Raw genomic sequence first — 21607 nt, 5'->3', positions numbered from 1 at the left:
TCCGGACGTGCAGTTCGACACTGTTCAGGGCGACATCGCGGCCCAGTCGGCCGACGCGCTGGTCAACGCGGCGGGGACGAGCCTGCGGATGGGCAGCGGCGTCGCCGGCGCGCTCCGCCGCGCGGCGGGCGGGCCGATCAACGAGGACGCGATGGCCGAGGGACCGGTCGATCTGGGCGCCGTGGCCGTCACCGACGCCTACGCGCTCGACGCCGACCACGTGATCCACGCCGCCGCGATGCCCCACTACGGCGACGGCCGCGCCACCGAACAGTCGATCGCCGACGCGACGCGCAACGCGCTCGCCCGCGCCGACGAGTTGGGCTGCGAGTCGGTCGTCGTTCCCGTCCTCGGTACCGGCGCCGCCGGCTTCGCGTTCGCCGAAGGAGCGCGGATCGTCTGCGAAGCCATCGACGGCTACGAGGCGGACGGGCTCTCGGACGTGCGGGTGATCGCCTACTCCGACGAGGAGTTCGCCGAGCTGGAGCGGGTCGCCGCGGACGGTCGGGACTGATATCGACTACTCGTCGGCGGTCCGACGGACCAGATCGGCCAGATCGTCCCAGAAGCCGTCGGCGTACTTCTCGGCGTCGTCGATGGTGGGGCGGGCGTTGGTCTCGTTGACGACCCGCCGCTCGTCCGTGACGAGCAGGTCGACGCCGAGGAAGGGGATGTCGAGCGCGTCGGCGGTCCGCTCGGCCAGCTCGCGGAGTTCCGGGTCGAGATCGACGCGGCTCGCTTGGGCGCCGCGGTGGACGTTGTGCTTCCACTGGCCCGCCGCGAGCGCGTCGTCGGGGAGCCGTCGCTCGACCGCGCCGACGTACTCGCCGTCGAGCACCATCACGCGGTAGTCGGTCGCGCCGGGGAGGTACTCCTGGAGGAGGAAGGACTTGTCGCCGGTGGCCCGGAAGTCGTGGACGAGGTCGAGGTAGTCGACGACGCCGAGCAGCGAGTCCAGATCGCTCGCCTTCGCGACACCGACGCCGCGGGTCGTGGAGTTGGGCTTGACGACGACCGGCGGGTCCAGCCGCTCGAAGGCGGCGACGACCTCGGACTCGTCGACGGGGTTCGAGACCACGACCGTCTCGGGGACGGGCACGTCGGCGGCGGCCAGACGGGCGACGACGCCCGCTTTGTTGCGCGAGCGGAGGATCGCCTCGCGGTCGTTGACCCAGGGGACGCCCAGCGCGGCGTCGGCGACGCCGCCCTCCATCAGGCGCGGCGGGAAGACGAACCCGGCGTCGAAGTCGTCCCACGGGGGGTCGGTCAGGTGGACCGTCCGCTCGCGGGTGCGGACGTGGTCGACGTCGATGCCGCGGTCGCCGAGCGGCCCGCCCATCCGCTCGTACGTTTCGGCGTTCGTGGCGACCGCCAGCCGGAGCATGCCCGTCCGTTGCGACGAGTCCCACTTAGCCCCTCCGCTACCAGCGGTCGCGCGTGTGGGACCCGTGGTCGCGAATGACGAGGGCGGCGGGCGCCGCCGGTCGACGCCCGACGAGTCCGCTCGAACTCGTCACTCGCGACGGGAAGAAACCGAGAGGAAGACTGCGTTACCGGATCAGCAGTTCATTGCCGCGTTCGACCTTGATGCGGCAGGGCGGAGTGATCTTGTTGTACGCGCGGCGGTAGGCCTCCTTGACTTCCTCGGCCTGGTCGACGTCGCAGTAGGCCGTGAAGAGGCGCTCGCCGGCCTGGATGCGGGCGGCGGTGCCGACGATCTTGCCGAACGCCTGGCGCATGCCGTCGGAGACGCGGTCCGCACCCGCACCGGTCGCCTGCTTGTTCTCTCGGATGACCTGATGGGGGAACTTCCGGAGGACCATCTTGTAGTTGCCCTCGCCGAACTCCTTGATCAGGTGGCGGTTGGCCGAGAGCCGGGAGGCCTCCATCGAGCCGTGGCGGAGCTGGACCGACTCCTCGACGACGAGGCTGATCTGGACCGGGTAGTCGTCGCCGTCCGCGTTCTTGTCGCCCATCTGGTGCTGTGCGATCTTCGAACCGGGAATACCCGTGATGTACTCCCGTCGGGTGTACGCGGGCTTGTCGATGTCCCGGTACATCGAGGCAGGTTTGTCCGACATAGTCTTGCCGTAAACGAGTCCGAGCGGGTGGATAAAGCCTTCGAACCCGCTCGACCTCGTGCGAACGCGTCGCACTCGCCGCCCTCGGTTCGTCGGGGCCGCCTCGCCCCGTGTCGTCGCAGTCGCTCACCGCTCGGCTCCGTCGCGGGGGACCGAGACCTCGTGGCCGTCGAGTTCGTCGACCAGCGCACCGGGTGTGACCACCGCTACGCCGGTGTCCTCGGCGCGCTCGCGGGCTGTCCGGGGGAGCGTCGCGCCGGCGACGACCACCGCCGCGTCGAGGTCGCCGTCGCGCTCGACCGCGCCAGCGAGGCGCTCGACCGCCGACCCGTCGACCGTCGACGCGGCGTCCGCGTGGACGGCGAGGACGCCCGCGCGTACGTCCGCCGGACCCGGGGCCCTCGCGCGGAGGTCGACCGCGTCGTCGACCGCGTCGACCGTCCACCCGGTCGCCCCGAAGCACTCGGCGACGACCCGCCTGAACCCGTCGGTATCGAGGCCCGCCAGTGCCGCGGGCGTCCACCCGTCCGCGGTGTCGACCCCGTCACCGCCGTCGCGTTCGTCACTCGTCTCGCCGTCGTTCGAGTCGTCTTCGGCGTCCCTCCCGTCCGCGTCGTCCGCCCGGTCGCCATCGCCGGTTCCGCTCCCGAGGACGGCGTCGGCCGCGTCGGCGGCGTCCGCGACCACTTCGGCCTCGGACGCGTCGGCGACCGCGTCCGCGACCGCCTCGGCGGCGGACCCGTCGGCGGCGGTCGACGTGGCCGTTCGCTCGGCGCTCAGCCACTCGTCGTCCGTCCCGTCGTCGGCGAGCGTCCACTCGCTGTCCGCCGAGCCGGCCCCGTCGTCGGTCTCCGTCCCGTCGGTCCCCGCGTCGCCGTCGGGTTCGACGCTCGTCTCGGAACGGGGCTCCGTCTCGCCCTCGCCGTCGTCGCTCGCGTCCCCGTCGGCCGCTTCGGGCGGGACGACGACGGTCGCGGCGTCGGTGTCGTCGGTATCGTCGCGGTCGGTCGCGGACGGATCGGGTCGGCGGGCGGCGAGTCGGTCGTCGAGGTCCTCGACGGCGTCGAGCGCGTCGGGGACCCGTTCGCGGGCGACCGCCCGAGCGGCGTCGAGCGAGGACTCGGCGCGGTCGCAGGCGGCCGCGGCCGCCGCGGGAGGCGCCCCGTCGGCGGCGTCGAGCGCCCGTCGGGCGCGCTCACAGCGCGCGTCGACCAGCGCCTCGGCGACGGTGGCGAGTCGCTCGCGAACCGCCTCGCGGTCGCCGTCGAAACGGGGGTCGTCCCGTCCCCAGTCGAGCGCGCGGAGCCGTTCGTACCGCTCCAGCGCCCGCACCCACCACGTGACGGCGACCTCGGTGTCGTCGGTCGACCGGGCGACTTCGACCGCCTGCTCGGCGCGTTCGAGCGGCGCGGCGGCCAGGCGCTCGCGCTCGGCGTCGAGGTTCGTCCGCCGGCGCTCGATCGACTCGTCGCTCGGCCGGTCGGCGTCGACCGACAGCGCCGCCGCGTAGCTGTCGGCCGCCCGCTCGAAGTGGTCGGCGGCCGTCTCGTAGGCGTCGTCGTCCCAGCGGGTGTGGCCGCGCTCGCGGGCCTGCTCGGCCTGTTCGGCGTAGGCGCGGCGCTCGTAGGCGCGCAACCGCTCGCGGTAGGCCTCGATGCGGTCGTCCACCGACGCCGCGGCGCCGTCCAGCGACGCCGCCGTCTCGCGAGCGGCGTCGAGCGTCGCGCGCACGTCGCCGACCGCCGCCAGCACCACGTCCACGTCACCGGCCTCGAAGGCCCGCTCGACGCGGTCGAGCGTCTCCTCGGCGGCTTCGAGGTGGCGCTCAGCGCGCGACCAGACCCCCGCGGCGGCGTCGACGAACTCCCTGACCGCGTCCAGGTCGCCCCGCGAGGGGAACCGGTACTGCGCCCCCGCGACGGTGTCGAGGACGAGCGTCGCGTTGCGCAACCCCGCCTCCGTGCGGGCGTCGACCACCTCGTCCAGCGGCACCGACCGCGTGCGGTCCCCGTCGGCGCGGCCGACGGCGAACAGCACCCGACCGTCCGTCACCAGCGCCGCCGCGCTGTGGTCGCCGTCGGGCGCGACCTGCCCGGTCTCGACCGGCTCGTCGCTCGCTCCGCCGTCCGCCTCTTCGACGACGAATCCCCGTTTCCTGTTCCGGACGACGAACCTGGGGGTCTCGGCCGGCTCGACGTACTCGGCGAGCGGGCGGTCGTGCAGGAGCCCCCGACCGATCAGGCCGCCGCTCCCCGTCTCCGTGAGCACCTGTGCGTCCCCGTTCTCGACTTCGATGACGTGTTTCATTCCCCCGCACCGCGCGTGACTGGCGTAGCCATCGACAGGGTGATACTAAACGCTTGCGTCGGTCCGCCGGACGACCGTCCGGTTACCCGCGCGCCACTGGGGACCTTTTCCCGCTCGCGACCCAACGGACGCCTATGAACAAACTCGTCGACGGCGAGTGGCGGACGGACATCGACGAATACACGAACGAAGACGGGGAGTTCGAGCGCGGGGAGACGACCTTCCGCGACCGCGTCGCGGACGACCCCGACGCGCGCTTTCAGCCCGAGGCCGGTCGGTACCACCTCTACGTCTCCTACGCCTGCCCGTGGGCTCACCGGACCCTGCTGATCCGGTCGCTGAAGGGCCTCGAAGACGCGATCTCGGTCGATATCGTCGACCCCTACCGCGACGACGGTGGCTGGCAGTTCACCCCCGAGAAGGCGGGGTGTACGCCAGACACGGTCAACGGGAGCGACTACCTCCGGGAGGTCTACCAGGAAGCGGACCCGGACGCGACCTGTCGCGTGACGGTCCCGGTCCTGTGGGACGGGAAAGCGGAGACCATCGTCAACAACGAGTCCGAGGAGATCCTGCGGATGCTCGACACGGAGTTCGACGACGTGGCCGAGCGCGACGTGGACCTCTATCCCGAGGGGTACCGCCAGACGGTCGACGAGATCATCGACGACATCTACGACCCGATCAACAACGGCGTGTATCGGGCCGGCTTCGCCGGCTCGCAGGCGGCCTACGACGAGGCCGTCGACGAGCTGTTCGACGCCCTGGACCACTACGACGAGGTGCTGGCCGACCAGCGCTACCTCGCCGGCGACCGCCTGACCGAGGCGGACATCTGCATGTTCACGACGCTGGTCCGCTTCGACGAGGTGTACCACACCCACTTCAAGTGCAACGTCAGAGCGATCCACGAGTACGACAACCTCTGGCCGTACCTGCGCGACCTCTACCAGACGCCGGGCGTCGCCGAGACGGTGAACATGGACCACATCAAGGAGCACTACTACACGACCCACCCGGACGTCAACCCCAAGCGGCTGGTCGCCCGCGGGCCGGACCTGCACTTCGACGCCGAACACGACCGCGACGAACTGCCGGGCAGTCTCCCCACGGAACTGCTGCCGCTCGCGTGACCCGCCCGAGGGTCGCTCTCTCCCGCCGATGAGCGGCTCGGTCAGTCGTCCTCGCCCGAGACCGGACGCCGCGACAGTTCGCCGACGCGGGCCGCGAGTTCGCGGTCGAGCGGCGATTCGGGGTGGGTGCGAAGGGCGAGGGCGCTGCCGTCGTCGAACGTCGCGGTGACCGTCCGGCGGCGTCGTCGGACCACTTCCGTCCCGTCGAACTCGTCGCCGTTGCGCACGGCGTAGACGACCAGCCCGAAGCACGCGACCGTCGCCAGCGCGAACAGCGGCGGGAGGACGCTCCCCTCCAGCGCGACGAGCGTCGCGAACGGGCCGACCGCGAGCGCGGCCGCGCCCCAGCGACCCAGCGGGTCGTCGCCGGCGCTGCCGCGGACGCGGCGTTCGAGCCCGCCGAGCGCGTCGGCGAGGGTGTCGAGCGGGTCGAAGCGGCGGAGTCGATCGGTCAGCGTCCGCCCGTCCGGGGCGACGCCCTCCCGGCGGACGTGGTCGGCGGCGAGCGCGCCCCCGACGGCGGCCAGTGCGAGCGACGGCGTCAGCGGCTCGGCGGCCGTCCCGAGGACGCCGAGGAACGCGACCACCGAACAGAGATAGCCGACGCCGCCGAGCAAGCGGGCGTCGCGGCCGCGCAGTCCCAGCGTCGAGTCGACGGAGCTGCGGACCGCCGCCAGCCGGTCGAGCCCGACGCTCAGGAGGCCGTCGTCGGTGACGGCGAGGAGGCGGTCGTCGCTGAGGCCGACCGCCGCCCGGCCGCCGCCGTCGCCGAGCAGTCTGGCGGCGTCGACGGCCTGTAGCGACTCGTCGCGCCGGAGGTGCCGCCGGACGGACGCGGCCTCGTGGCCCGTCGGCGAGGCGGGCGTCCACGGTTCGACGGTCGTCGCGTCCTCGACGGCGGTCGCGAGCGGGCCGGCCCCGCGCTCGTCGGCCCCGTCGCCGGCCGCGGCGTCGCGCTCGCCGCCGTCGATCCCGGACGGCGGGTCTCGGGCGGTCGGCCGCGAGTCGCGGTCGGCGGTCGCCGCCCCCGTCACCGCCGGGTCGGTGTCGTCGCCGCCCCCCACCGCCGGGTCGGTGTCGTCGCCGCCCCCCACCGCCGACGGCGCCGACTCCCTCCCGCCGTCGCGAACGGACTCGTCCCGGCGGTCGCCGGGCGGTCGCTGTTCACTCATGCCCTCGTCTACGCCGCCCCGACCGGATTGTAAATGACGGCTTATCCACCCGATACGGCCGTTCGCGGCCGATTCGTCGGAAGCCAGACGCCGTGAGGAGACCGGCGACGCTCGGGGCGCCAGCGGCGGCGCCGGCCGGGATCCGGCGGGGCCGTCCCGGGCTCCGGCGACGACGGCCGCTGTCGAAAGGCCGTAGGAGCGGGGCGACTTCGGTGACGGCATGACCAGAGTCACGGTCGGCGGGCGCGTCCACGTCGGCTTCCAGAACCTCTCGCTGGCACACGAACGCCTCTACGGCGGCGTCGGCCTCGCGCTCGCCGAACCGCGACTCGACCTGCGCGCCGAACGGGCCGAGGCCGTCGACTGCGACGACGACGCGGCGCGGCCCTACGTCGAGCGCGTCGTCGACCACCTCGACGTGCCCGGGGCGACCGTCCGCGTCGACGAGCGACTCCCCCGCCACGCCGGCCTCGGCAGCGGGACCCAGCTCGCGCTCGCCGCGCTCGTCGCCGTCGCCGGCGCCTACGACATCGACGTGGATCCGCGGGAGTGCGCGCCGACACTGGGACGCGGCGGTCGCAGCGGCATCGGCGTCGCGACCTTCGAGTCGGGCGGGTTCGTCGTCGACGGCGGCCACCCGACCGAGCGGTTCACCACCGCGCCGCCCGCGGAGGGCGAGTGGGCGGTCCCGCCGGTCGTCGCGCGCCACGACCTGCCCGATTCCTGGCGGTTCGTCCTCGCGATCCCCGAGGCGGGCCCGGGCCGCAGCGGCGACGAGGAGGACGCGAGCATGCGCTCGGTCGTCGAGCGCGCCGACCCGGGGATCGCCGAGGAGATCGCGCTGGTTGTCACCCAGGGGTTGCTCCCGGCGGCCGCGACGGGCGACCGGGCGGCGTTCGGCGACGCGATCGCCCGGCTCGGCCGGCTCAACGGCGCCTGGTACGCCGACGAACAGGGCGGCGTCTACCGACCGCCCGCGGGGGCGATCATCGACGCTCTCTCGGACCACCCGGCGGTCGCCGGCGCCGGCCAGTCCTCGTGGGGACCCACGGTGTACGCGCTGACCGACGCCGACTACGCGCCGGAGGTGGCCGACGCGGCGCGGGCGGCGCTGTCCGACGCGGCGGACGGGGGACGCGTCGTCGTCGCTCGCCCGCGCGACGAGGGCGCGACGGTCGCGGACGACTGACACCTGCCAAGCGCCGACCCACCGTTTCAGCGAGCGAGAATGGCGGCGCAACAGGTAAACGGGCGGGAGAGAATGGTGGTCGCATGGACCGGATACCCTTCGGGGTCCGCCAGCTCGACACGACCCTCGGCGGCGGCGCGCCGACGGGCAGCGTCGTCCTCGTCGCGGGCGAGGGCGGCGCGGGGTCGCGGGAGTTCCTCCAGACGAGCACGCTGTTGAACGCCCTCGCCGAGACCGACTCGGAGTTACACGACCTCTACTACGGCGACCTGGCCGCGAACGCGAACCCTCCCGGGGAGGTTCACTTCATCTCGTTCACCGAGAGCCGCGAGTGCTTCGAGAGCGAGGTGCGGACCACGATGGAGACGGACATCGTCGACGCCGGTATGGAGGCGGTCCGCTACCACGACCTCTCCGAGCAGTACTTCCACCAGAGCCCGGTCCCCCGGGACTGGTACGCCGAGGCGACCGCCGACATCCGCGACCTGCGAGCGCGCCAGGAACGGGACGACATCCTCGGCGAACTCGGCAGCCGGCTGAGCGAACACGCCCCGGGCAACCTAGTCGTCATCGACTCGATCAGCGACCTCGTCAGCACCGCCGGCCGCGACCAGAACCTCGACTGGACGGACATCGCCTTTCTGGTCAAGGGCCTCCAGAAGGGTGCCGACCGCTGGAACGGCGTCATCCTCGTCCACCTCAACCAGGAGACCGTCTCGTCGACCGAGTACGGCCAGCTCGTCGACGGCGTCGACGGCACCCTGGAGTTCGAGTGGGCCAGCGGCGGCTCCACTCGCGCGCGCACGCTCGTCGTCAAGCAGTTCCGGGGCGTCCTCTCGGGGATCGACGACGAGAACATCGTCCAGTTCGAGACGGAGGTCGGCGACGGCGGCTTCGACATCAGCGACGTGCGCAAGATCCGCTGACGGGATCCCGTCCGCGATCCGCCGGAGAACGGCCGCGAGGGGCGGTATCGGTCGGGTCCGCCAGTTCGAATTTCGAGAACCGGTGGCAAACCCTTAACTGCTTACTCCCGTCAAGAGGAACTAATGGCGAGCGAGTCGTCGGACGACGCCGGCGTGTCCGTGACCCTGCCCGCGGACGTAGAGGCCTGGCTGGACCGGAAGGCCGCCGACCTCGACGTCGACCGGGAGGCCGTCGTCGTCCAGTTACTCGCGTCCTACCGCGCCGCCGAGGAGTTCGGCGACGAGGACGTGACCGCCGCGCTGGGGACCGACGTGGAGGACGAAGTACGCGACGTGATCGCCGAGCGACTGCCCGACATCGCCGACGCCGTCGCCGAGCGCGTCGACGGCGGGGGCGGCGACCTCGACGCCGTCGAGGAGGGCCTGTCGGCCGAGATCGACCGCGTCGAGGCGGAGTTCACCGACAAGATACAGGACGTGCGCGACCGGGTCGTTCAGGTGAAACGGGAGGCCGACGGCAAGGCCGAGGCCGACCACACCCACCCGGAGTTCGGCGAGCTCGCGACGCTCTCGACGGCCGTCGACGACCTGGAGTCGTCGCTCTCGGCCCTCGAATCGCGAGTCGACGAGGCGACCGCGGACGCGGCCGCCGCCGAGGAGCGAGTCGACGCCCTCGACGACCGCGTGAGCGAGATCGAGCGGGCGACCGACCGGCTCGACGAGGTCGAGGAGCGCCTGCGGACGGTGGCCTGGGTGGTCAGCGACCTCCGCGAGGCCGAGCAGGCCCGCTCGACGGGCACCGACGCCATCGACCGGCTGAAGGCCACCGCGGCGGAGCTCGACGTGGACCGGGCGGTCTGCGAGAACTGCTCGCAGGCCGTCGACATCGCGCTGCTGCACGAGCCCAAGTGCCCCCACTGCGACGCGACCGTCAGCGACGTGGCGCTGCCGGGCGGGCTGTTCGGCAAGCCGAAGCTGACCGTCGCGCGGAAGCTGGAAGCCGGGGACGAGACGGACCGTTCGAACGTCCCCGACGCCGCCGACGGGAGCTGATATCGTGAGCGACGACCCCGACACCGACGGTTCCGACGAGAGCGCCGAAGACGGCCGCGGCGACCCCTTCGAGTCGTTCGGCGAGTACCGCGAGCGCGACGGCGACCCCTTCGACTCCCTCGGCGACGGCCCCGACGGCCCCGACGGCGACGACGCCGGACCGGCGGGCGGCGAAGACGACATCGGAACGTCCGCGGGCGAACGCGACCCCGCGGGCGGGACGGCCGACGCGGTCGACCCCGACCCCTTCGAGTACATGGGCGACCGAAGCGGGAGCGAACGGGTCGATGCCACCGACGAGGCGGAACGGGTCGACGAGCGCAGCGAGGACCCGCTCGCGGACGTGACCGTGTCCGACGAGGACCCCTTCGAGTCGTCGGCGAGCGCCTTCGAGCGGTCGGGCGTCGAGGGGATCGACCCCGACGAGGTGTGGGAGCGGCTCACCGCGGAGCCCGGCGCGAGCGACGGGGACGCCGACGGCGCACCCGCCGAGGGCGAGGAGGACGACGTGGTCACGGTGTCGAAACACGGCTACTGCGAGGGGTGCGAGCACTTCTCGCGCCCCCCGGACGTGACCTGCGGCCACGAGGGCACCGACATCCTGGCGTTCGTCGACGTCGACCGCGTCCAGGTGAGCAACTGCCCGGTCGTCGAGGAGCGTCGGGACCTCGAAGAGGACGCCTGACAGGCGGCGACGAACTGAGCTGCCGAACGACGACCCTGCGGCGGCTGTGGGAGAGCGAGGTATACTTACGCCCGGGCGGTCAACGGGCGTGGTACCATGCAGTTCTGCGACGACTGCGGTTCGATGATGCACGCCGACGGCGACGAGATGGTCTGCAAGAGCTGCGGCGCCACCGTCGGGAAGGACGACGACCTGGCCGACCGGTTCGTCAGCACCGCCGAGCAATCCGGCGAGGAGGTCGTCGAGACCGAGGAGGGCGCGAACTTCGAGGGCAAACCCAAAGACAAGAGCGTCACCTGCGAGGACTGCGGCAACGGCGTCGCCTGGTACACGATCAAACAGACCGGCTCCGCCGACGAGCCGCCGACGCGATTCTTCAAGTGTACGGAGTGTGGCCACCGCTGGCGCGAGTACAACTGATCCGGGATCGACCCGCAGACGGCGGGCGGCCGCCCGCTATCGCGCGGTCGCTTTCGGGCTGACGGTCCAGTAGGCGCCGCGGTGGCGGACCAGACCCCGGTCTTCGAGCCGCGCGAGGACGACGCCGACGCTGCCGCGCGGGACGCCGGTACCCTGGCAGATCTCCGCCGGCGTGAACGCTTCCTCGCGGCGCTCGGTGAGGTAGGCGAGCACGCGGTCGGCGTTCTCGGAGCCGGCCGCGGGCGGGCGGAGCTGCTGCTCGGGCGTCTGTTCGAACTGGTCGATACTGATTGGCATAACGTCTGTACGCCGGCCGAGAGCATATCGCTATCGGCTCGGTCGGTGACCGGATGCGCTCGTTCGGCGGCTGGACCCGTTCGTGGGCCCGCCGACCGGACGCGGTCGTCCCCGGAAATTATGGCGCCCGGGGCGGTATCGTCGGACATGAGCGACGAACCGAACGGGGGGACGGACGACCCCATGGAGGCGCTGGTCGGGATCGTCGCGGTCGCGACGCTCCCGCTCGCGGCCCTGGCGGCCATCTTCGTCGGCGGGAACGCGGCCGCCGTCGTCGCCATCGTCGGGTGGTTCCTCCTCGTGCCGGTGCTGGGGATCCTCTCGGAGCACGTCGACCTGCGGGAGCACCTCGGCGAGCGACGCGAGCGGGACCGAACGACCGGCGCACCTCGCGGCGACGAACGCGACGGCGAGGACGACGCCCTCCAGCGGCTCCGGGAGCGCTACGCGGCCGGCGAGATCGACGACGTCGAGTTCGAGCGCCGACTCGAACGCCTGCTGGAGACGGAAGGCGTCGAGGTCCCCGAGGGGGTCGACCCGACCGGGTCCGCCGGGGCCGGCGTCGACCTGTCGGCCGACCGCCAACGCGAGCGCGAGCGGGAGTGAGTCGGTGGCCCGACGCCGGACCCCGCCTGCCGCGCGGCGCCGGGTCTCTCCTGCCGCGCGGCGCCGGGGGAGGCCGTTTTTCCGGCTGATACTCCCAGACCGTTATAATCGGTCTGTTCGCTGGAACGTTGACGAGTCGGTCGTCACCGGACTCGATCCGAGTCCTCTACGTCGACGACCCCGAGTCCGGCGGTCTGGCCGCCGCCGAGACGGGCGAGGCGACTTCGCCGTCGAGACGGTCGCGACGGCCCGGGGATCCCCGAGGCCGACCGCGAGCGCGTGTTCGAGGCCGGGGGCGCGCGGTTCGAGTTCACCGGCGTCGAGACCTACGGCGAGACCGCGACCCAGGCGACGACGACGACCGCCGCGCCGACGACGGTGCTGCCGACGGCGTGGATCCGCAGTCGGTCCAGGAGGTCGTGGGACTCCTCGTGGAGCGAGCACACTTCGTCGATCTCGGAGCCGGCGTCGCAGACGGGGAGGAAGTCCATGGCGATGTGGAGGAAGATACCCGCGGCGAAGCCGAAGACGACGGCGTTGAGCGTCGCGATCTCGGGGACCGGGAGCGCCGCGGTCGGGACGGCGGTGATGCCGACGCCGGCGGCCGGGAGGAGCAGCGCCGAGACCGGCTTGCCGCTGCGGCGCAGGCGCCGCGCGGCGGCGTAGCCCGCGGGGCCCTTGTGCGAGACGATGGCGAGACCGAGCAGCAGGCCGAGCGTCGGCATCGAGCCGTAGACGAGACCGATGATCAGGCCCGCCGAGAGCGCGTGGGCGGTGATCTGGGCGGTCGTCACGTCCATCGGGAGGTCGCGGTGGGTGAGCCGGTGGCCGACGACGTGGCCGCTGTAGCCGACGACGATCCCGGCGGCGATGCCGATACCACCGATCTGCGGCGCGATACCGCCGTTGCCGGCGATGCCGATGGCCTGCGGGACCAGGAACATCGCCGCGCTGGTCACCATCGCGCCGCTGGCCAGGCCGTAGCCCCACACGAGCCGCTGGGGGTCCGTCTCCGTCGCTCGCGCGCCGAGATACGCCCCCGCGGCCATCGCCGCGAACGCCACCCACCCCACGATCAGCACTTTCCACGTCTCGGCCAGGACCGCCACGACCGACAGCACCAGCAGTAGCGCGACGCCCGCGCCGCCGACCGGCGAGAGCCGTCCCGTCTCGTTATTAACATCAGAAGGTTCGTTAATACCCATCGTTTAGCAACACGGAAGTTGATGTTAATAAGGCTGTCGCTCGGGAGACGAACGGGCCGGAGAGCGGCCGAGAGCGGGCGGTGGGGGTCGACGGGTATCAGGCCTCGCGCATGGCGCGGCGGTCGAGGACGCTCCCGTCGAGTCGGTCGGGGTCGGCGTCGCGGGCGGCCCAGACCACCAGATCGGCGGCCCGTTCGGGGTCGGTACCGCGGCCGCCCGTCAGGTCGGTGGCGACGGCGCCGGGGTCGACGACGGCCGCCGGCCACTCGGTGTCGGCGGCGAACTGGCGGACGACGGCCTCGACTGTGGCCTTCGAGACGGCGTAGGCGCCGAAGCCCGCGCGGGCTTCGCGCGCGATTCCGCCCGAGAGCGCGAGCAGGCGCGCGTCGTCGGCGAGGTGGGGCCGGGCCTCGCGAAACGTCGCGAAGACGCCGCGGGCGTTCGTCCGCATCGTGTCGTCGAACGCCGCGTAGGACTCGCGGTCGATCGGCGTCTCGCCGGCGTCGCCGTGGTAGACGCCGGCGTTGGCGACGACGGCGTCGACGGCCCCGCCCTCGCGGGCCGCGGTCTCCAGTAGCCGCTCGGCGTCGAACTCGTCGCGCACGTCGGCCCGCTGGGTCGTGATCGTCCCGCCCGACGCGCGGATCCGTTCGGCGAGGTCGTCGAGCGCGTCGGCGTCGCGGGCACAGGTGACGACGTGTGCGCGCGCGTCGGCGACCGCCTCGACCGTCGCCCTGCCGATCCCCCGCGTTCCGCCCGTGACGACGACCGTCGCTCCGTCCATACCGCGCCGTTGGGACCGGTCCGTCATGAGCGTCCCGACGAGGCGACGGCGGGCGAGCGGCGCGCGACCCGCCGACCGCACCGGTTGGGCACCCCCTTTTTCAGTCGTGGGCACCCACAAGCGGGTAATGGCAGGGCTATCGGGACGGGCGGACGGCGAGTCGGTAACGGTCGTCGGCGGCGGCGTCGGCGGTCTCTCGACGGCTGCGTACCTCGCCGACGCCGGCGCGGACGTGACGCTCGTGGAGAAAAACGACCAGCTGGGCGGCCGCGCCAGCCGCCTCGAAGCCGAGGGCTTTCGCTTCGACATGGGTCCCTCGTGGTACCTCATGCCCGACGTGTTCGAGCGCTTCTTCGGCCACTTCGGGAAGGCCCCGGGCAACTACTACGACCTCGAACGGCTCGACCCGCACTACCGGGTCTTCTTCAAGGGCGAAGGGGTGGGTGCCGGCGACGGCGAGCGGGTCGACATCGCCGCCGACCGGGCGAAAAACCGCGAGCTGTTCGAGTCGATCGAGCCGGGGGCGGGCGAAGCCTTCGACGAGTACCTCGCGACCAGCGAACGCCACTACGAGACGGCGATGGACAAGTTCGTCTACGAGGACCGCTCCTCGCTCCGGGACTGGGTCGACCTGGACGTGATGCGCGCCGCGCCCGTGGGGCTCACACTCCTGCGGTCGATGCAGAGCCACGTCGACGGGTACTTCGAGAACCCCAAGCTCAAGCAGATCATGCAGTACACGCTGGTGTTCCTGGGCGGCTCGCCCCGCAACACGCCGGCGCTGTACAACATGATGAGTCACGTCGATTTCAACATGGGCGTGTACTACCCCGTGGCCAACGAGGCCGACGAGGACGGGAACCACCCGGGCGGCATCGGCGTCGTCGTCGACGCGTTCGTCGACCTCTGCCGTGAACTCGGAGTGAGCTTCGAGACCGGCGTCGAAGTCGAGGAGATCACCCGCCGCAAGCGGGGCTTCCTCGTCGTCGACGATGCGGGCGAAGAGCGCCGACCGGACCGCGTGGTCGTCAACGCCGACTACGCCCACGCCGAGCAGGAGCTGCTGCCCGAGCACGAACGCCAGTACGACGCCGACTACTGGGACGACCGCACCTACGCCCCCTCGGCATACCTCCTCTATCTCGGCGTCGAGGGCGACGTGCCCGAACTCGCTCACCACACGCTGGTGCTCCCGGACGACTGGGACCCCCACTTCGACCAGATATTCGAAGAGCCCGGCTGGCCCGACGAACCCGCCTACTACCTCTGTGTCCCCTCGAAGACCGACGACACCGTCGCGCCCGAGGGCCACAGCAACCTGTTCGTCCTCGTACCCATCGCGCCCGGGCTGGAGGATTCGCCGGCCCAGCGCGAGCGGTTCCGCGAACAGATCCTCGACGACGTGGCCGAGCACACCGGGACGGATCTGCGGGACCGCATCGTCTTCGAGGAGGAGTTCTGCGTCTCCGAGTTCGTCGACCGCTACAACGCGACGGCTGGGACGGCGCTGGGGCTGGCCCACACCCTTCCCCAGACCGCACTGCTGCGGCCGCCGAACCGCTCGGATGCGGTCGACGGACTGTACTTCACCGGCTCGTTCACGACGCCCGGAATCGGCGTCCCGATGTGTCTCATCAGCGGCCAGCACACCGCACAGGCGCTCGTCGAGGACGTGAACTAAGCCGCTCGACCGAGTATGCCCGACGCGATGGCCTCGCTGACCGCTCGCCTCGGCGCGCTCGCGCCCCCCGACACCACCGTCGGGTATCTCCTCCGGCTCTCGCGGCCGCGGTTCTGGCTGTACCTGGCCGGCCCGGTGATGGTCGGGACCGTCTTTGCCGCGCGCACGACTGCGGCGCTGTTCACGCCGCTGACGGTCGCGCTGGCCGCGTACTTCCTGCTCCCGGCGAACGTCTTCCTCTACGGCGTCAACGACGTGTTCGACGCCGACATCGACGAGGAGAACCCCAAGAAAGCGGACAAGGAGGTCCGCTACCGGGGGAGTCGCGCCGTCGTCGCCGCGGTGCTGGCGAGCGGCGTCCTCGGGGTCGCGATACTGCCGGTCCTGCCGACCGAGGCGGTCCTCGCGATGCTGGCCTTCCTCGCCCTGTCGGTCCAGTACAGCGCGCCGCCGTTCCGGTTCAAGACCACGCCCGTCCTCGACTCGCTGTCGAACGGGCTGTACGTCCTCCCGGGCGTGGTGGCGTACGCGACCGTCGCGGGCGCGTTCCCGCCGGCGCTGGCGGTCGCCGGCGCGTGGCTGTGGACGATGGCGATGCACACCTTCTCGGCGGTCCCGGACATCGAACCGGACCGCGCCGCGGGCATCGAGACGACCGCGACGCTGCTGGGCGAGCGGTGGACCTACGCCTACTGCGCGGTCGTCTGGGCGGCCGCCGCGGCGGTCTTCTGGCTGGTCCACCCCTACTGGGGCGGCCTGCTCGCCGTCTACCCCGTGTTCACCGCCGCCGTCGCGCTGACCGACGTGTCGGTCGACCGCGCCTACTGGTGGTTCCCGCTCCTCAACACCGCCGTCGGCACGCTCCTGACGATGGGCGGCCTCTGGGTGATCGTCGATGGCGCCTGACTGGGTCGAGTCGGCCGGCTGGCCCACCGCCGGGGCGCTCGACCGCGACCGCGTCGAGGCCCGCCTGGATCGACTGGTCCGGACCAATCGCTTCACCATCGCGGTCGTCTTCCCCGTCACCGGCGCCGTCCTCCTGCTCGCCAGCGCCCTGGGCTGGTTCGCCCCCGCCGTCGCGGCGCTCCCCGCGGCGCTCGCGACCCGGCTCGCCTGGCTCCCCGAGGCGCTGGCGTTCAACCCCTGGCTCGTCCTCGTCGGCGTCGTCGTGATGCGGCTGCCGCTCGTGGCGGGGGTCGCACCGCTGGTCGACCGAAAGGCGACGCTCGCGCTGGTCGCGCTCGCGGCCTACGCCTACGGTATCGAGTTCGTCGGCGTCACGACGGGGTGGCCCTACGGCGCCTTCGAGTACGGCGTCGCGCTGGGCCCGATGCTCGGCGGCGTCCCGCTCGCCCTGCCCGTCTTCTTCTTCCCGCTCGTCCTCAACAGCTACCTGCTCTGTCTCCTGCTGTTGGGCGACCTGGCGCGCTCGCCGTGGGTCCGGCTCCCGGTCGTCGTCGCGACGGTGGTCGGGATCGACCTGGTGCTCGACCCGGGCGCGGTCGCGCTGGGCTTCTGGGCGTACGACGGCGGCGGCGCCTTCTACGGTGTCCCCTGGAGCAACTACGCCGGCTGGGTCCTCTCGGCGACTGTCGCCGTCGGCGCCTTCGACTTCGGGCTGGACCGGGAGGCGCTGCTCGCGCGGCTGGACGACTGCCCGTTCATGCTCGACGACATGGTGAGCTTCGTGATCCTCTGGGGCGGCGTCAACGCCGCCTTCGGCAACTGGGTCCCGGTCGCGCTCGCGGGGCTGTTCGCCGCCGGTCTGGTCGTCACCGACCGCTTCGACGTGCCGACGCGACCGCGGTGGGCGACGTAGTCACTCGGAACCCTGCAACGACGACGCGGCACCGGCCGGCGGTCCCGCCGACCCGTCAGCCGCAGATGTCGTGGAGGCGGTCGAGCGAGTCGATGTCCCAGGTGGGCCAGACGTTCAGGTCCCAGTCGCTCCGGTGGGGCCGGCGGATGAACGCCGAGTCGATGCCGGCGTTCTCGGCGGCGACGATGTCGGACTCGTTGTCGCCGACGAACAGCGCCGACTCGGCGTCCAGGTCAGCGAGCGCCCGCTCGATGTAGTGGGGGTTCGGCTTCCGGAGCGTGAGGCTCTCGACGGTCGCCTCGCGGCCGTAGGCGGTGTCGAAGTGCCGCCCGATCTCGAAGTGGTCGAGGAGGAAATCCACCGTCTCCTGCTGGTTCGAACTGACGATCCCCGTCGCGACGTCGAGGTTCGTCAGCGTGTCGATGTCCCCGTAGGGCGTCTTCCGTCCCGCCCGGGCCTCGTCCTGCTGTGCGCCCGAGACCGTGCTGTCGCGGGTGCGCCAGAACTCCGTCGGCTCGAAGCCGTAGGTATCGCAGACGCTGTTCACCTGTTCGGGGGTCGCTCCGATCGTCATGTCCTCGACGTGGTCGGGGTCCGGGTCGGACACACCGAACTGCGCGAACGTCTCCTCGGTCGCTTCCTGGAGGACGTCGAACCGCGTTCGGCCGACGAGGACACCGTCGTTGTCGAACACGACGGTATCGTAGGTCATGGTCCCTCTGCGTCGCCCGCGGCTAAAGAGCTTGCGACCGCAGATCCGTCGCTGGGAACGACCCCTGTGGCGGACCACCGGCGAAATACCGCGACGGCGGTAGAACTATGTGACACTGTCTCATGTGTGAGTATGTATCGCAATGAAACCGTGCCAAAACTGTCAGGCGGTCATCGACGAGTACACCTTGGACAAACAACTCGAACCCCTGCGAGAGCTGACAGTCGACGACTTCAACGTCTGTGGCGACTGCGTGACGATCGCCGACGACGCGTGCGTGGAGTGCGGCGGCGCGGTCTACGTCCCCCGGAGCGCGGACGCCAGACCGGACTTCTGCCCGGCGTGCCGGTCCGACCGTATCGAACGGACGGGCCGCGACCCCGGCTGGCACGCCGAGCCCCCATCGACGACCTGACGGCGGCCCCGAAGGCCGGTCCCGACACTCGAATTTTTGTCGACGGGCCGCGACGGTTGCGCCATGCCAGGACCGGTCTTCATCGAGGGCGAGACGGTCGAACTGCGGACCGTCGAAGCGGAGGACATGAACTTCCATCAGGAGGGGTCACACCACCCGAGCGTTCGCCGGACCGCCGGCCCCGACACGCCGGTCAGCGGCGAGGCCTACGAGTCGGAGCTGTTCGACCGGATGGCCGGCGACGACGCCGTGGAGCTGCTGATCTGCGACGACGGCGAGCCGGTCGGAGACGTGTCGCTGGCGCCAATCGACGACCGCCGCGGGTGGGCCAACCTCGGCTACTGGGTCCACCCCGACCACCAGAGCGAGGGCTACGCGACGGAGGCCGCACGGCTGGTCCTCGACCACGGCTTCGAGGAGCTTCGGCTGCACCGGATCTCCGCCACCGTTCACGCCGACAACGAGGCCTCGAAACGGGTCGCCGAGAAGCTGGGGTTCGTCCACGAGGGCACCAAGCGCGACGACGACTTCGTCGACGGGGAGTACGTCGATCGGGACGTGTACGCCGTCCTGCGCGAGGAGTGGGAGGGATAACGGCGGCGTCCACGGGCCGACAGCCCCGATCGAGAAACCGGAAAGCGACGCGGCGGGCGGACGATACTTGAACAGGCAGTCGCTAGGCCGGGTGATGACGGATCTCTTCGACGCGCTCGAACTCCGGGACACCACGATACCGAACCGGCTGATGGTCTCGCCGATGTGCCAGTACTCCTGTGAGGCCCGCGACGGCCGCGCGACCGAGTGGCACCACGTCCACCTCGGTTCGCGGGCGGTGGGCGGCGCCGGCCTCGTGATGGCCGAGGCGACCGCCGTCGAGAAGCGCGGCCGGATCACGCCCGAAGACCTCGGTATCTGGAACGACGACCAGGCCGACGCGCTCGCCCGGACGACGCGATTCGTGAAAGAACAGGGCGCCGTCCCGGGCATCCAGCTGGCCCACGCCGGCCGCAAGGCCTCCAAGAGCCGTCCGTGGGAGGGCAGCCGGCCGCTGTACCCCGACGACGGCGGCTGGGAGGTCGTCGGTCCGAGCGGGACCCCGTGGCCCTACGAGGACGACGACGGCGAGCGCGTCGACGCGCCGCCGACCCGCGAGATGGACCAGGGCGACATCGAGCAGGTGATCGACTCGTTCAGGACGGCCGCCGAGCGCGCCCGGGACGCCGGCTTCGAGGTCGCCGAGGTCCACGCCGCCCACGGCTACCTGCTCCACGAGTTCCTCTCGCCGGTGACCAACCACCGCGAGGGCGACTACGGCGGCGACTTCGAGGGCCGCACCCGCCTCACGCGGGAGGTCACCGAGGCGGTGCGGGAGGTCTGGCCCGAGGGCAAGCCCGTCTTCGTCCGGATCTCCGGCACCGACTGGTTCGACGACCGCGAGTCGTGGACCGCCGAGCAGTCGGCGCGCCTGGCCGACCGCCTCGCCGGGATCGGCGCGGACCTGATCGACGTGTCCAGCGGCGGCATCGCGCCGGGCTCGTGGCCCGAGCAGACCGGCCCGAACTACCAGCTTCCGCTGGCCGAGGCGGTCTGCGGGGGGGCCGAGAGCGATATCGCCGTCGGGACGGTCGGCGGGATCACGACGCCCGAGCAGGCCCAGGCGGTCGTCGCCAACGACCGCGCCGACCTGGCCATCGTCGGCCGGCAGTTCCTCCGTGACCCGTACTTCGGGCTCCGGGCGGCCGACGCACTCGACGCGACCGACGAGGTCTCGGGGCCGCCCCAGTACCGCCGGGCGTTCGGGTTCTGAGACTCGACCGCAGTGCCGCCGGCGTCTCACCCGGCGAGCACTGCGCCGGCGACGCTGTGGACGTTGACCGCCAGGGTCACGAACACCGCCGGACCGACGGTGGCGAGCGCTTCTCGGACGCTCAGTCGACGACCGTGACTGACGGCGAACGTCCAGAGTACCGCTTGCCACGCCAGGAAGACGAGCCGCGTGGCGGAGCTGACCAACAGCGGCGGTCGGTCGTTCAACCCCCCGACGAACGAGTCGAACTGCGCGGGGTCCTGGGGCACGGTCACGTGCTGAAGGGTGTACTGGAACATCGCCGCACCGAACACTCCCTGCAGGACCAGCGGGAGAAAGCCCCACCCGGTGAGGAGAAAGAGCGTCCGGAAGCGGCCGTCGCCGTCGAAGTAGACCGAAATCGTGTGGAACGTCCCAGCGTAGATGAACCACAGTCCGAAGATCCCCAGCGTTCCCCCCGCGGCCCCGACGAGCGTCACGACGCGTGCGATCGTCTCGCTCCGCCCCGAGAGCGACTCCGCGAGCGCCGGTAACACCAGCACCGTGTTCAGGTTGATCGCGACGCCCGCGACGAACACGACGGCGACCGGCGCCGCGAAGCTCGGGTCCGCGGACTGGCGAGCGAAGAAGTCGTCCGGGTCACTGAGGAGCCCTCGGATCACACCGGACCGGTCGAGTGACGTAAATAAAGTATTTACGAATGTCATGTAATCGCCGTTTAATCACACTCTACCTATAGTATTTTTAAAATACATTCAACACCAATGACTTTATTGTGATGGGTGAAACACACGTCAGTGGGTGATACCCCGTATGAACGCGAACGTGAACGCAAAGCAGTTCGATGTATCGGAGGACAAACTCGTCGCGATTCTGACCGCGCTGGCCATCGGCGGGGTCGTCGCGACCGTCGCCTTCGGGGGAGTGACCGATGGGCTCCTCCACGCGGCGTACTACGTCACCGATAGCGGCGCGGCCGCGGGCGGCGCTTCGGCCGGGACCGGTGCCGTCGTCGGCGCCGGTATCAGCGCGTCGTCGCTGAGCGGCCTGGCGCTGGCCGGTGCGGTCACCGGCGGCGCGGGTCTGGTAGTCGCCGCGGGTGCCTGACGACTCACCGCAATGAGTCACACAGACGCACGCACCGAACGACACGCCGCGAGCGTCGCGATCCTGGCCGGCGCGCTAGCGACCGCCGGCGTCTACGTCGCGTCCGACTACGTCACGGTCGAGCGAACGGTCGCCGTCGCGTCGATCCCGGTGGTCGTCGCCGGACTCGTCGCGGCGGGCGCCGCCATCTACTGGCGGGCCGACTGAC

At 71.5% G+C, this 21607-nt stretch carries 25 protein-coding genes; 16 read left to right on the top strand and 9 right to left on the bottom strand.

What is annotated here, in order from left to right; all coding sequences use genetic code 11:
- Window positions 1-7 precede the first annotated feature (7 nt).
- Entirely contained in the window at window positions 8-514 is a 507-nt protein-coding gene (locus HZS55_RS20360) for a macro domain-containing protein (RefSeq protein WP_179909371.1), read from the top strand.
- Window positions 515-520: 6 nt separating this feature from the next.
- Here the strand turns inward: HZS55_RS20360 and HZS55_RS20355 are convergent, their stop codons facing one another.
- From HZS55_RS20355 to HZS55_RS20345, 3 genes are all read right to left on the bottom strand, one after another.
- Window positions 521-1384, bottom strand: coding sequence for an ATP-grasp domain-containing protein (locus HZS55_RS20355; RefSeq protein ID WP_179909370.1), 864 nt, complete (start codon window positions 1382-1384; stop codon window positions 521-523).
- A 166-nt stretch (window positions 1385-1550) separates the two neighbouring features.
- Complete coding sequence (locus tag HZS55_RS20350) at window positions 1551-2081, bottom strand: 50S ribosomal protein L16 (protein ID WP_179909369.1); 531 nt, start codon at window positions 2079-2081, stop codon at window positions 1551-1553.
- A 126-nt stretch (window positions 2082-2207) separates the two neighbouring features.
- Window positions 2208-4388, bottom strand: coding sequence for a restriction endonuclease (locus HZS55_RS20345; protein ID WP_179909368.1), 2181 nt, complete (start codon window positions 4386-4388; stop codon window positions 2208-2210).
- A 134-nt stretch (window positions 4389-4522) separates the two neighbouring features.
- Here HZS55_RS20345 and HZS55_RS20340 point away from each other — a divergent pair, with 134 nt between their 5' ends.
- Window positions 4523-5521 carry a glutathione S-transferase family protein gene (locus tag HZS55_RS20340; protein WP_179909367.1) on the top strand — a complete coding sequence of 333 codons (999 nt, stop codon included), beginning with the start codon at window positions 4523-4525 and terminating at the stop codon, window positions 5519-5521.
- A 41-nt stretch (window positions 5522-5562) separates the two neighbouring features.
- Here HZS55_RS20340 and HZS55_RS20335 read toward each other — a convergent pair whose 3' ends face one another.
- Entirely contained in the window at window positions 5563-6693 is a 1131-nt protein-coding gene (locus tag HZS55_RS20335; protein ID WP_179909366.1) for a hypothetical protein, read from the bottom strand.
- A gap of 220 nt (window positions 6694-6913) precedes the next feature.
- Between HZS55_RS20335 and HZS55_RS20330 the strand changes: the two genes are divergently transcribed.
- From HZS55_RS20330 to HZS55_RS20310, 5 genes are all read left to right on the top strand, one after another.
- On the top strand, window positions 6914-7882 hold the full coding sequence (locus HZS55_RS20330; RefSeq protein ID WP_179909365.1) for a beta-ribofuranosylaminobenzene 5'-phosphate synthase family protein: 969 nt from the start codon (window positions 6914-6916) through the stop codon (window positions 7880-7882).
- Window positions 7883-7965: 83 nt separating this feature from the next.
- Window positions 7966-8808: an RAD55 family ATPase gene (locus HZS55_RS20325; RefSeq protein ID WP_179909364.1), complete on the top strand. Its 843-nt coding sequence runs from the start codon at window positions 7966-7968 to the stop codon at window positions 8806-8808.
- A 123-nt stretch (window positions 8809-8931) separates the two neighbouring features.
- Window positions 8932-9861, top strand: coding sequence for a hypothetical protein (locus HZS55_RS20320; RefSeq protein WP_179909363.1), 930 nt, complete (start codon window positions 8932-8934; stop codon window positions 9859-9861).
- Between the two features lie 4 nt (window positions 9862-9865).
- A complete protein-coding gene (locus HZS55_RS20315; RefSeq protein ID WP_179909362.1) occupies window positions 9866-10546 on the top strand; it encodes a hypothetical protein in 681 nt (226 codons plus the stop codon).
- A 96-nt stretch (window positions 10547-10642) separates the two neighbouring features.
- The gene (locus HZS55_RS20310; RefSeq protein ID WP_179909361.1) at window positions 10643-10966 is read left to right on the top strand and encodes a transcription factor S; all 324 of its coding nucleotides are present in this window, start codon (window positions 10643-10645) and stop codon (window positions 10964-10966) included.
- 36 nt (window positions 10967-11002) lie between these two features.
- Here HZS55_RS20310 and HZS55_RS20305 read toward each other — a convergent pair whose 3' ends face one another.
- Window positions 11003-11263 carry a MarR family transcriptional regulator gene (locus HZS55_RS20305; RefSeq protein WP_179909360.1) on the bottom strand — a complete coding sequence of 87 codons (261 nt, stop codon included), beginning with the start codon at window positions 11261-11263 and terminating at the stop codon, window positions 11003-11005.
- Between the two features lie 147 nt (window positions 11264-11410).
- Between HZS55_RS20305 and HZS55_RS20300 the strand changes: the two genes are divergently transcribed.
- A complete protein-coding gene (locus HZS55_RS20300) occupies window positions 11411-11869 on the top strand; it encodes an SHOCT domain-containing protein (protein ID WP_246308312.1) in 459 nt (152 codons plus the stop codon).
- Between the two features lie 326 nt (window positions 11870-12195).
- Here HZS55_RS20300 and HZS55_RS20295 read toward each other — a convergent pair whose 3' ends face one another.
- Window positions 12196-13074 carry a ZIP family metal transporter gene (locus tag HZS55_RS20295; RefSeq protein ID WP_179909359.1) on the bottom strand — a complete coding sequence of 293 codons (879 nt, stop codon included), beginning with the start codon at window positions 13072-13074 and terminating at the stop codon, window positions 12196-12198.
- A 97-nt stretch (window positions 13075-13171) separates the two neighbouring features.
- The gene (locus HZS55_RS20290) at window positions 13172-13858 is read right to left on the bottom strand and encodes an SDR family NAD(P)-dependent oxidoreductase (RefSeq protein ID WP_179909358.1); all 687 of its coding nucleotides are present in this window, start codon (window positions 13856-13858) and stop codon (window positions 13172-13174) included.
- A 127-nt stretch (window positions 13859-13985) separates the two neighbouring features.
- Here HZS55_RS20290 and HZS55_RS20285 point away from each other — a divergent pair, with 127 nt between their 5' ends.
- Genes HZS55_RS20285 through cruF form a run of 3 tightly spaced genes read left to right on the top strand, consistent with a single transcriptional unit; the run spans window position 13986 to window position 17358 of the window.
- Window positions 13986-15539, top strand: coding sequence for a phytoene desaturase family protein (locus tag HZS55_RS20285; RefSeq protein ID WP_179909357.1), 1554 nt, complete (start codon window positions 13986-13988; stop codon window positions 15537-15539).
- A 15-nt stretch (window positions 15540-15554) separates the two neighbouring features.
- Complete coding sequence (locus HZS55_RS20280) at window positions 15555-16445, top strand: prenyltransferase (RefSeq protein ID WP_179909356.1); 891 nt, start codon at window positions 15555-15557, stop codon at window positions 16443-16445.
- Window positions 16435-17358, top strand: a complete 924-nt coding sequence (gene cruF, locus HZS55_RS20275) for a bisanhydrobacterioruberin hydratase (protein ID WP_179909355.1) — start codon at window positions 16435-16437, stop codon at window positions 17356-17358. Before HZS55_RS20280 ends, cruF begins: the two co-directional genes overlap by 11 nt.
- A 55-nt stretch (window positions 17359-17413) precedes the next feature.
- Here the strand turns inward: cruF and HZS55_RS20270 are convergent, their stop codons facing one another.
- Window positions 17414-18070, bottom strand: a complete 657-nt coding sequence (locus HZS55_RS20270; protein WP_179909354.1) for an HAD family hydrolase — start codon at window positions 18068-18070, stop codon at window positions 17414-17416.
- Between the two features lie 142 nt (window positions 18071-18212).
- On the opposite strand from HZS55_RS20270, the gene HZS55_RS20265 reads away from it, so the two are divergent.
- The 3 genes from HZS55_RS20265 to HZS55_RS20255 all read left to right on the top strand — a co-directional run bounded on the left by HZS55_RS20265 (window position 18213) and on the right by HZS55_RS20255 (window position 20292).
- Window positions 18213-18485, top strand: coding sequence for a DUF7571 family protein (locus HZS55_RS20265; protein ID WP_179909353.1), 273 nt, complete (start codon window positions 18213-18215; stop codon window positions 18483-18485).
- A 63-nt stretch (window positions 18486-18548) separates the two neighbouring features.
- Window positions 18549-19079, top strand: a complete 531-nt coding sequence (locus HZS55_RS20260; protein WP_179909352.1) for a GNAT family N-acetyltransferase — start codon at window positions 18549-18551, stop codon at window positions 19077-19079.
- A 94-nt stretch (window positions 19080-19173) separates the two neighbouring features.
- Window positions 19174-20292, top strand: a complete 1119-nt coding sequence (locus tag HZS55_RS20255) for an NADH:flavin oxidoreductase/NADH oxidase (RefSeq protein WP_179909351.1) — start codon at window positions 19174-19176, stop codon at window positions 20290-20292.
- 26 nt (window positions 20293-20318) lie between these two features.
- Here HZS55_RS20255 and HZS55_RS20250 read toward each other — a convergent pair whose 3' ends face one another.
- Window positions 20319-20954, bottom strand: a complete 636-nt coding sequence (locus HZS55_RS20250) for a Yip1 family protein (RefSeq protein WP_179909350.1) — start codon at window positions 20952-20954, stop codon at window positions 20319-20321.
- A gap of 151 nt (window positions 20955-21105) precedes the next feature.
- Here HZS55_RS20250 and HZS55_RS20245 point away from each other — a divergent pair, with 151 nt between their 5' ends.
- Window positions 21106-21399 carry a hypothetical protein gene (locus HZS55_RS20245; RefSeq protein WP_179909349.1) on the top strand — a complete coding sequence of 98 codons (294 nt, stop codon included), beginning with the start codon at window positions 21106-21108 and terminating at the stop codon, window positions 21397-21399.
- Window positions 21400-21411: 12 nt separating this feature from the next.
- A complete protein-coding gene (locus HZS55_RS20240) occupies window positions 21412-21606 on the top strand; it encodes a hypothetical protein (protein WP_179909348.1) in 195 nt (64 codons plus the stop codon).
- The last annotated feature ends 1 nt before the right edge of the window (window position 21607 follow it).

It is taken from the genome of Halosimplex rubrum (assembly GCF_013415885.1).
In the GTDB taxonomy this organism is placed as follows: Archaea; Halobacteriota; Halobacteria; order Halobacteriales; family Haloarculaceae; genus Halosimplex; species Halosimplex rubrum.
Note: the sequence above shows the minus strand (reverse complement) of the source record. Positions and strands in the feature narration are given on the sequence as shown.

Bases quoted from the DNA above. Each gene is read 5' to 3' on its own strand.
- HZS55_RS20285 (WP_179909357.1), top strand. From the start codon at position 13,986: ATGGCAGGGCTATCGGGACGGGCGGACGGCGAGTCGGTAACGGTCGTC.
- HZS55_RS20270 (WP_179909354.1), bottom strand. From the start codon at position 18,070: ATGACCTACGATACCGTCGTGTTCGACAACGACGGTGTCCTCGTCGGC.
- HZS55_RS20260 (WP_179909352.1), top strand. From the start codon at position 18,549: ATGCCAGGACCGGTCTTCATCGAGGGCGAGACGGTCGAACTGCGGACC.
- HZS55_RS20355 (WP_179909370.1), bottom strand. From the start codon at position 1,384: ATGCTCCGGCTGGCGGTCGCCACGAACGCCGAAACGTACGAGCGGATG.
- HZS55_RS20345 (WP_179909368.1), bottom strand. From the start codon at position 4,388: ATGAAACACGTCATCGAAGTCGAGAACGGGGACGCACAGGTGCTCACG.
- HZS55_RS20335 (WP_179909366.1), bottom strand. From the start codon at position 6,693: ATGAGTGAACAGCGACCGCCCGGCGACCGCCGGGACGAGTCCGTTCGC.
- cruF (WP_179909355.1), top strand. From the start codon at position 16,435: ATGGCGCCTGACTGGGTCGAGTCGGCCGGCTGGCCCACCGCCGGGGCG.
- HZS55_RS20245 (WP_179909349.1), top strand. From the start codon at position 21,106: ATGAACGCGAACGTGAACGCAAAGCAGTTCGATGTATCGGAGGACAAA.
- HZS55_RS20305 (WP_179909360.1), bottom strand. From the start codon at position 11,263: ATGCCAATCAGTATCGACCAGTTCGAACAGACGCCCGAGCAGCAGCTC.
- HZS55_RS20340 (WP_179909367.1), top strand. From the start codon at position 4,523: ATGAACAAACTCGTCGACGGCGAGTGGCGGACGGACATCGACGAATAC.
- HZS55_RS20255 (WP_179909351.1), top strand. From the start codon at position 19,174: ATGACGGATCTCTTCGACGCGCTCGAACTCCGGGACACCACGATACCG.
- HZS55_RS20350 (WP_179909369.1), bottom strand. From the start codon at position 2,081: ATGTCGGACAAACCTGCCTCGATGTACCGGGACATCGACAAGCCCGCG.
- HZS55_RS20295 (WP_179909359.1), bottom strand. From the start codon at position 13,074: ATGGGTATTAACGAACCTTCTGATGTTAATAACGAGACGGGACGGCTC.
- HZS55_RS20330 (WP_179909365.1), top strand. From the start codon at position 6,914: ATGACCAGAGTCACGGTCGGCGGGCGCGTCCACGTCGGCTTCCAGAAC.
- HZS55_RS20290 (WP_179909358.1), bottom strand. From the start codon at position 13,858: ATGGACGGAGCGACGGTCGTCGTCACGGGCGGAACGCGGGGGATCGGC.
- HZS55_RS20265 (WP_179909353.1), top strand. From the start codon at position 18,213: ATGAAACCGTGCCAAAACTGTCAGGCGGTCATCGACGAGTACACCTTG.
- HZS55_RS20300 (WP_246308312.1), top strand. From the start codon at position 11,411: ATGAGCGACGAACCGAACGGGGGGACGGACGACCCCATGGAGGCGCTG.
- HZS55_RS20310 (WP_179909361.1), top strand. From the start codon at position 10,643: ATGCAGTTCTGCGACGACTGCGGTTCGATGATGCACGCCGACGGCGAC.
- HZS55_RS20280 (WP_179909356.1), top strand. From the start codon at position 15,555: ATGCCCGACGCGATGGCCTCGCTGACCGCTCGCCTCGGCGCGCTCGCG.
- HZS55_RS20240 (WP_179909348.1), top strand. From the start codon at position 21,412: ATGAGTCACACAGACGCACGCACCGAACGACACGCCGCGAGCGTCGCG.
- HZS55_RS20320 (WP_179909363.1), top strand. From the start codon at position 8,932: ATGGCGAGCGAGTCGTCGGACGACGCCGGCGTGTCCGTGACCCTGCCC.
- HZS55_RS20325 (WP_179909364.1), top strand. From the start codon at position 7,966: ATGGACCGGATACCCTTCGGGGTCCGCCAGCTCGACACGACCCTCGGC.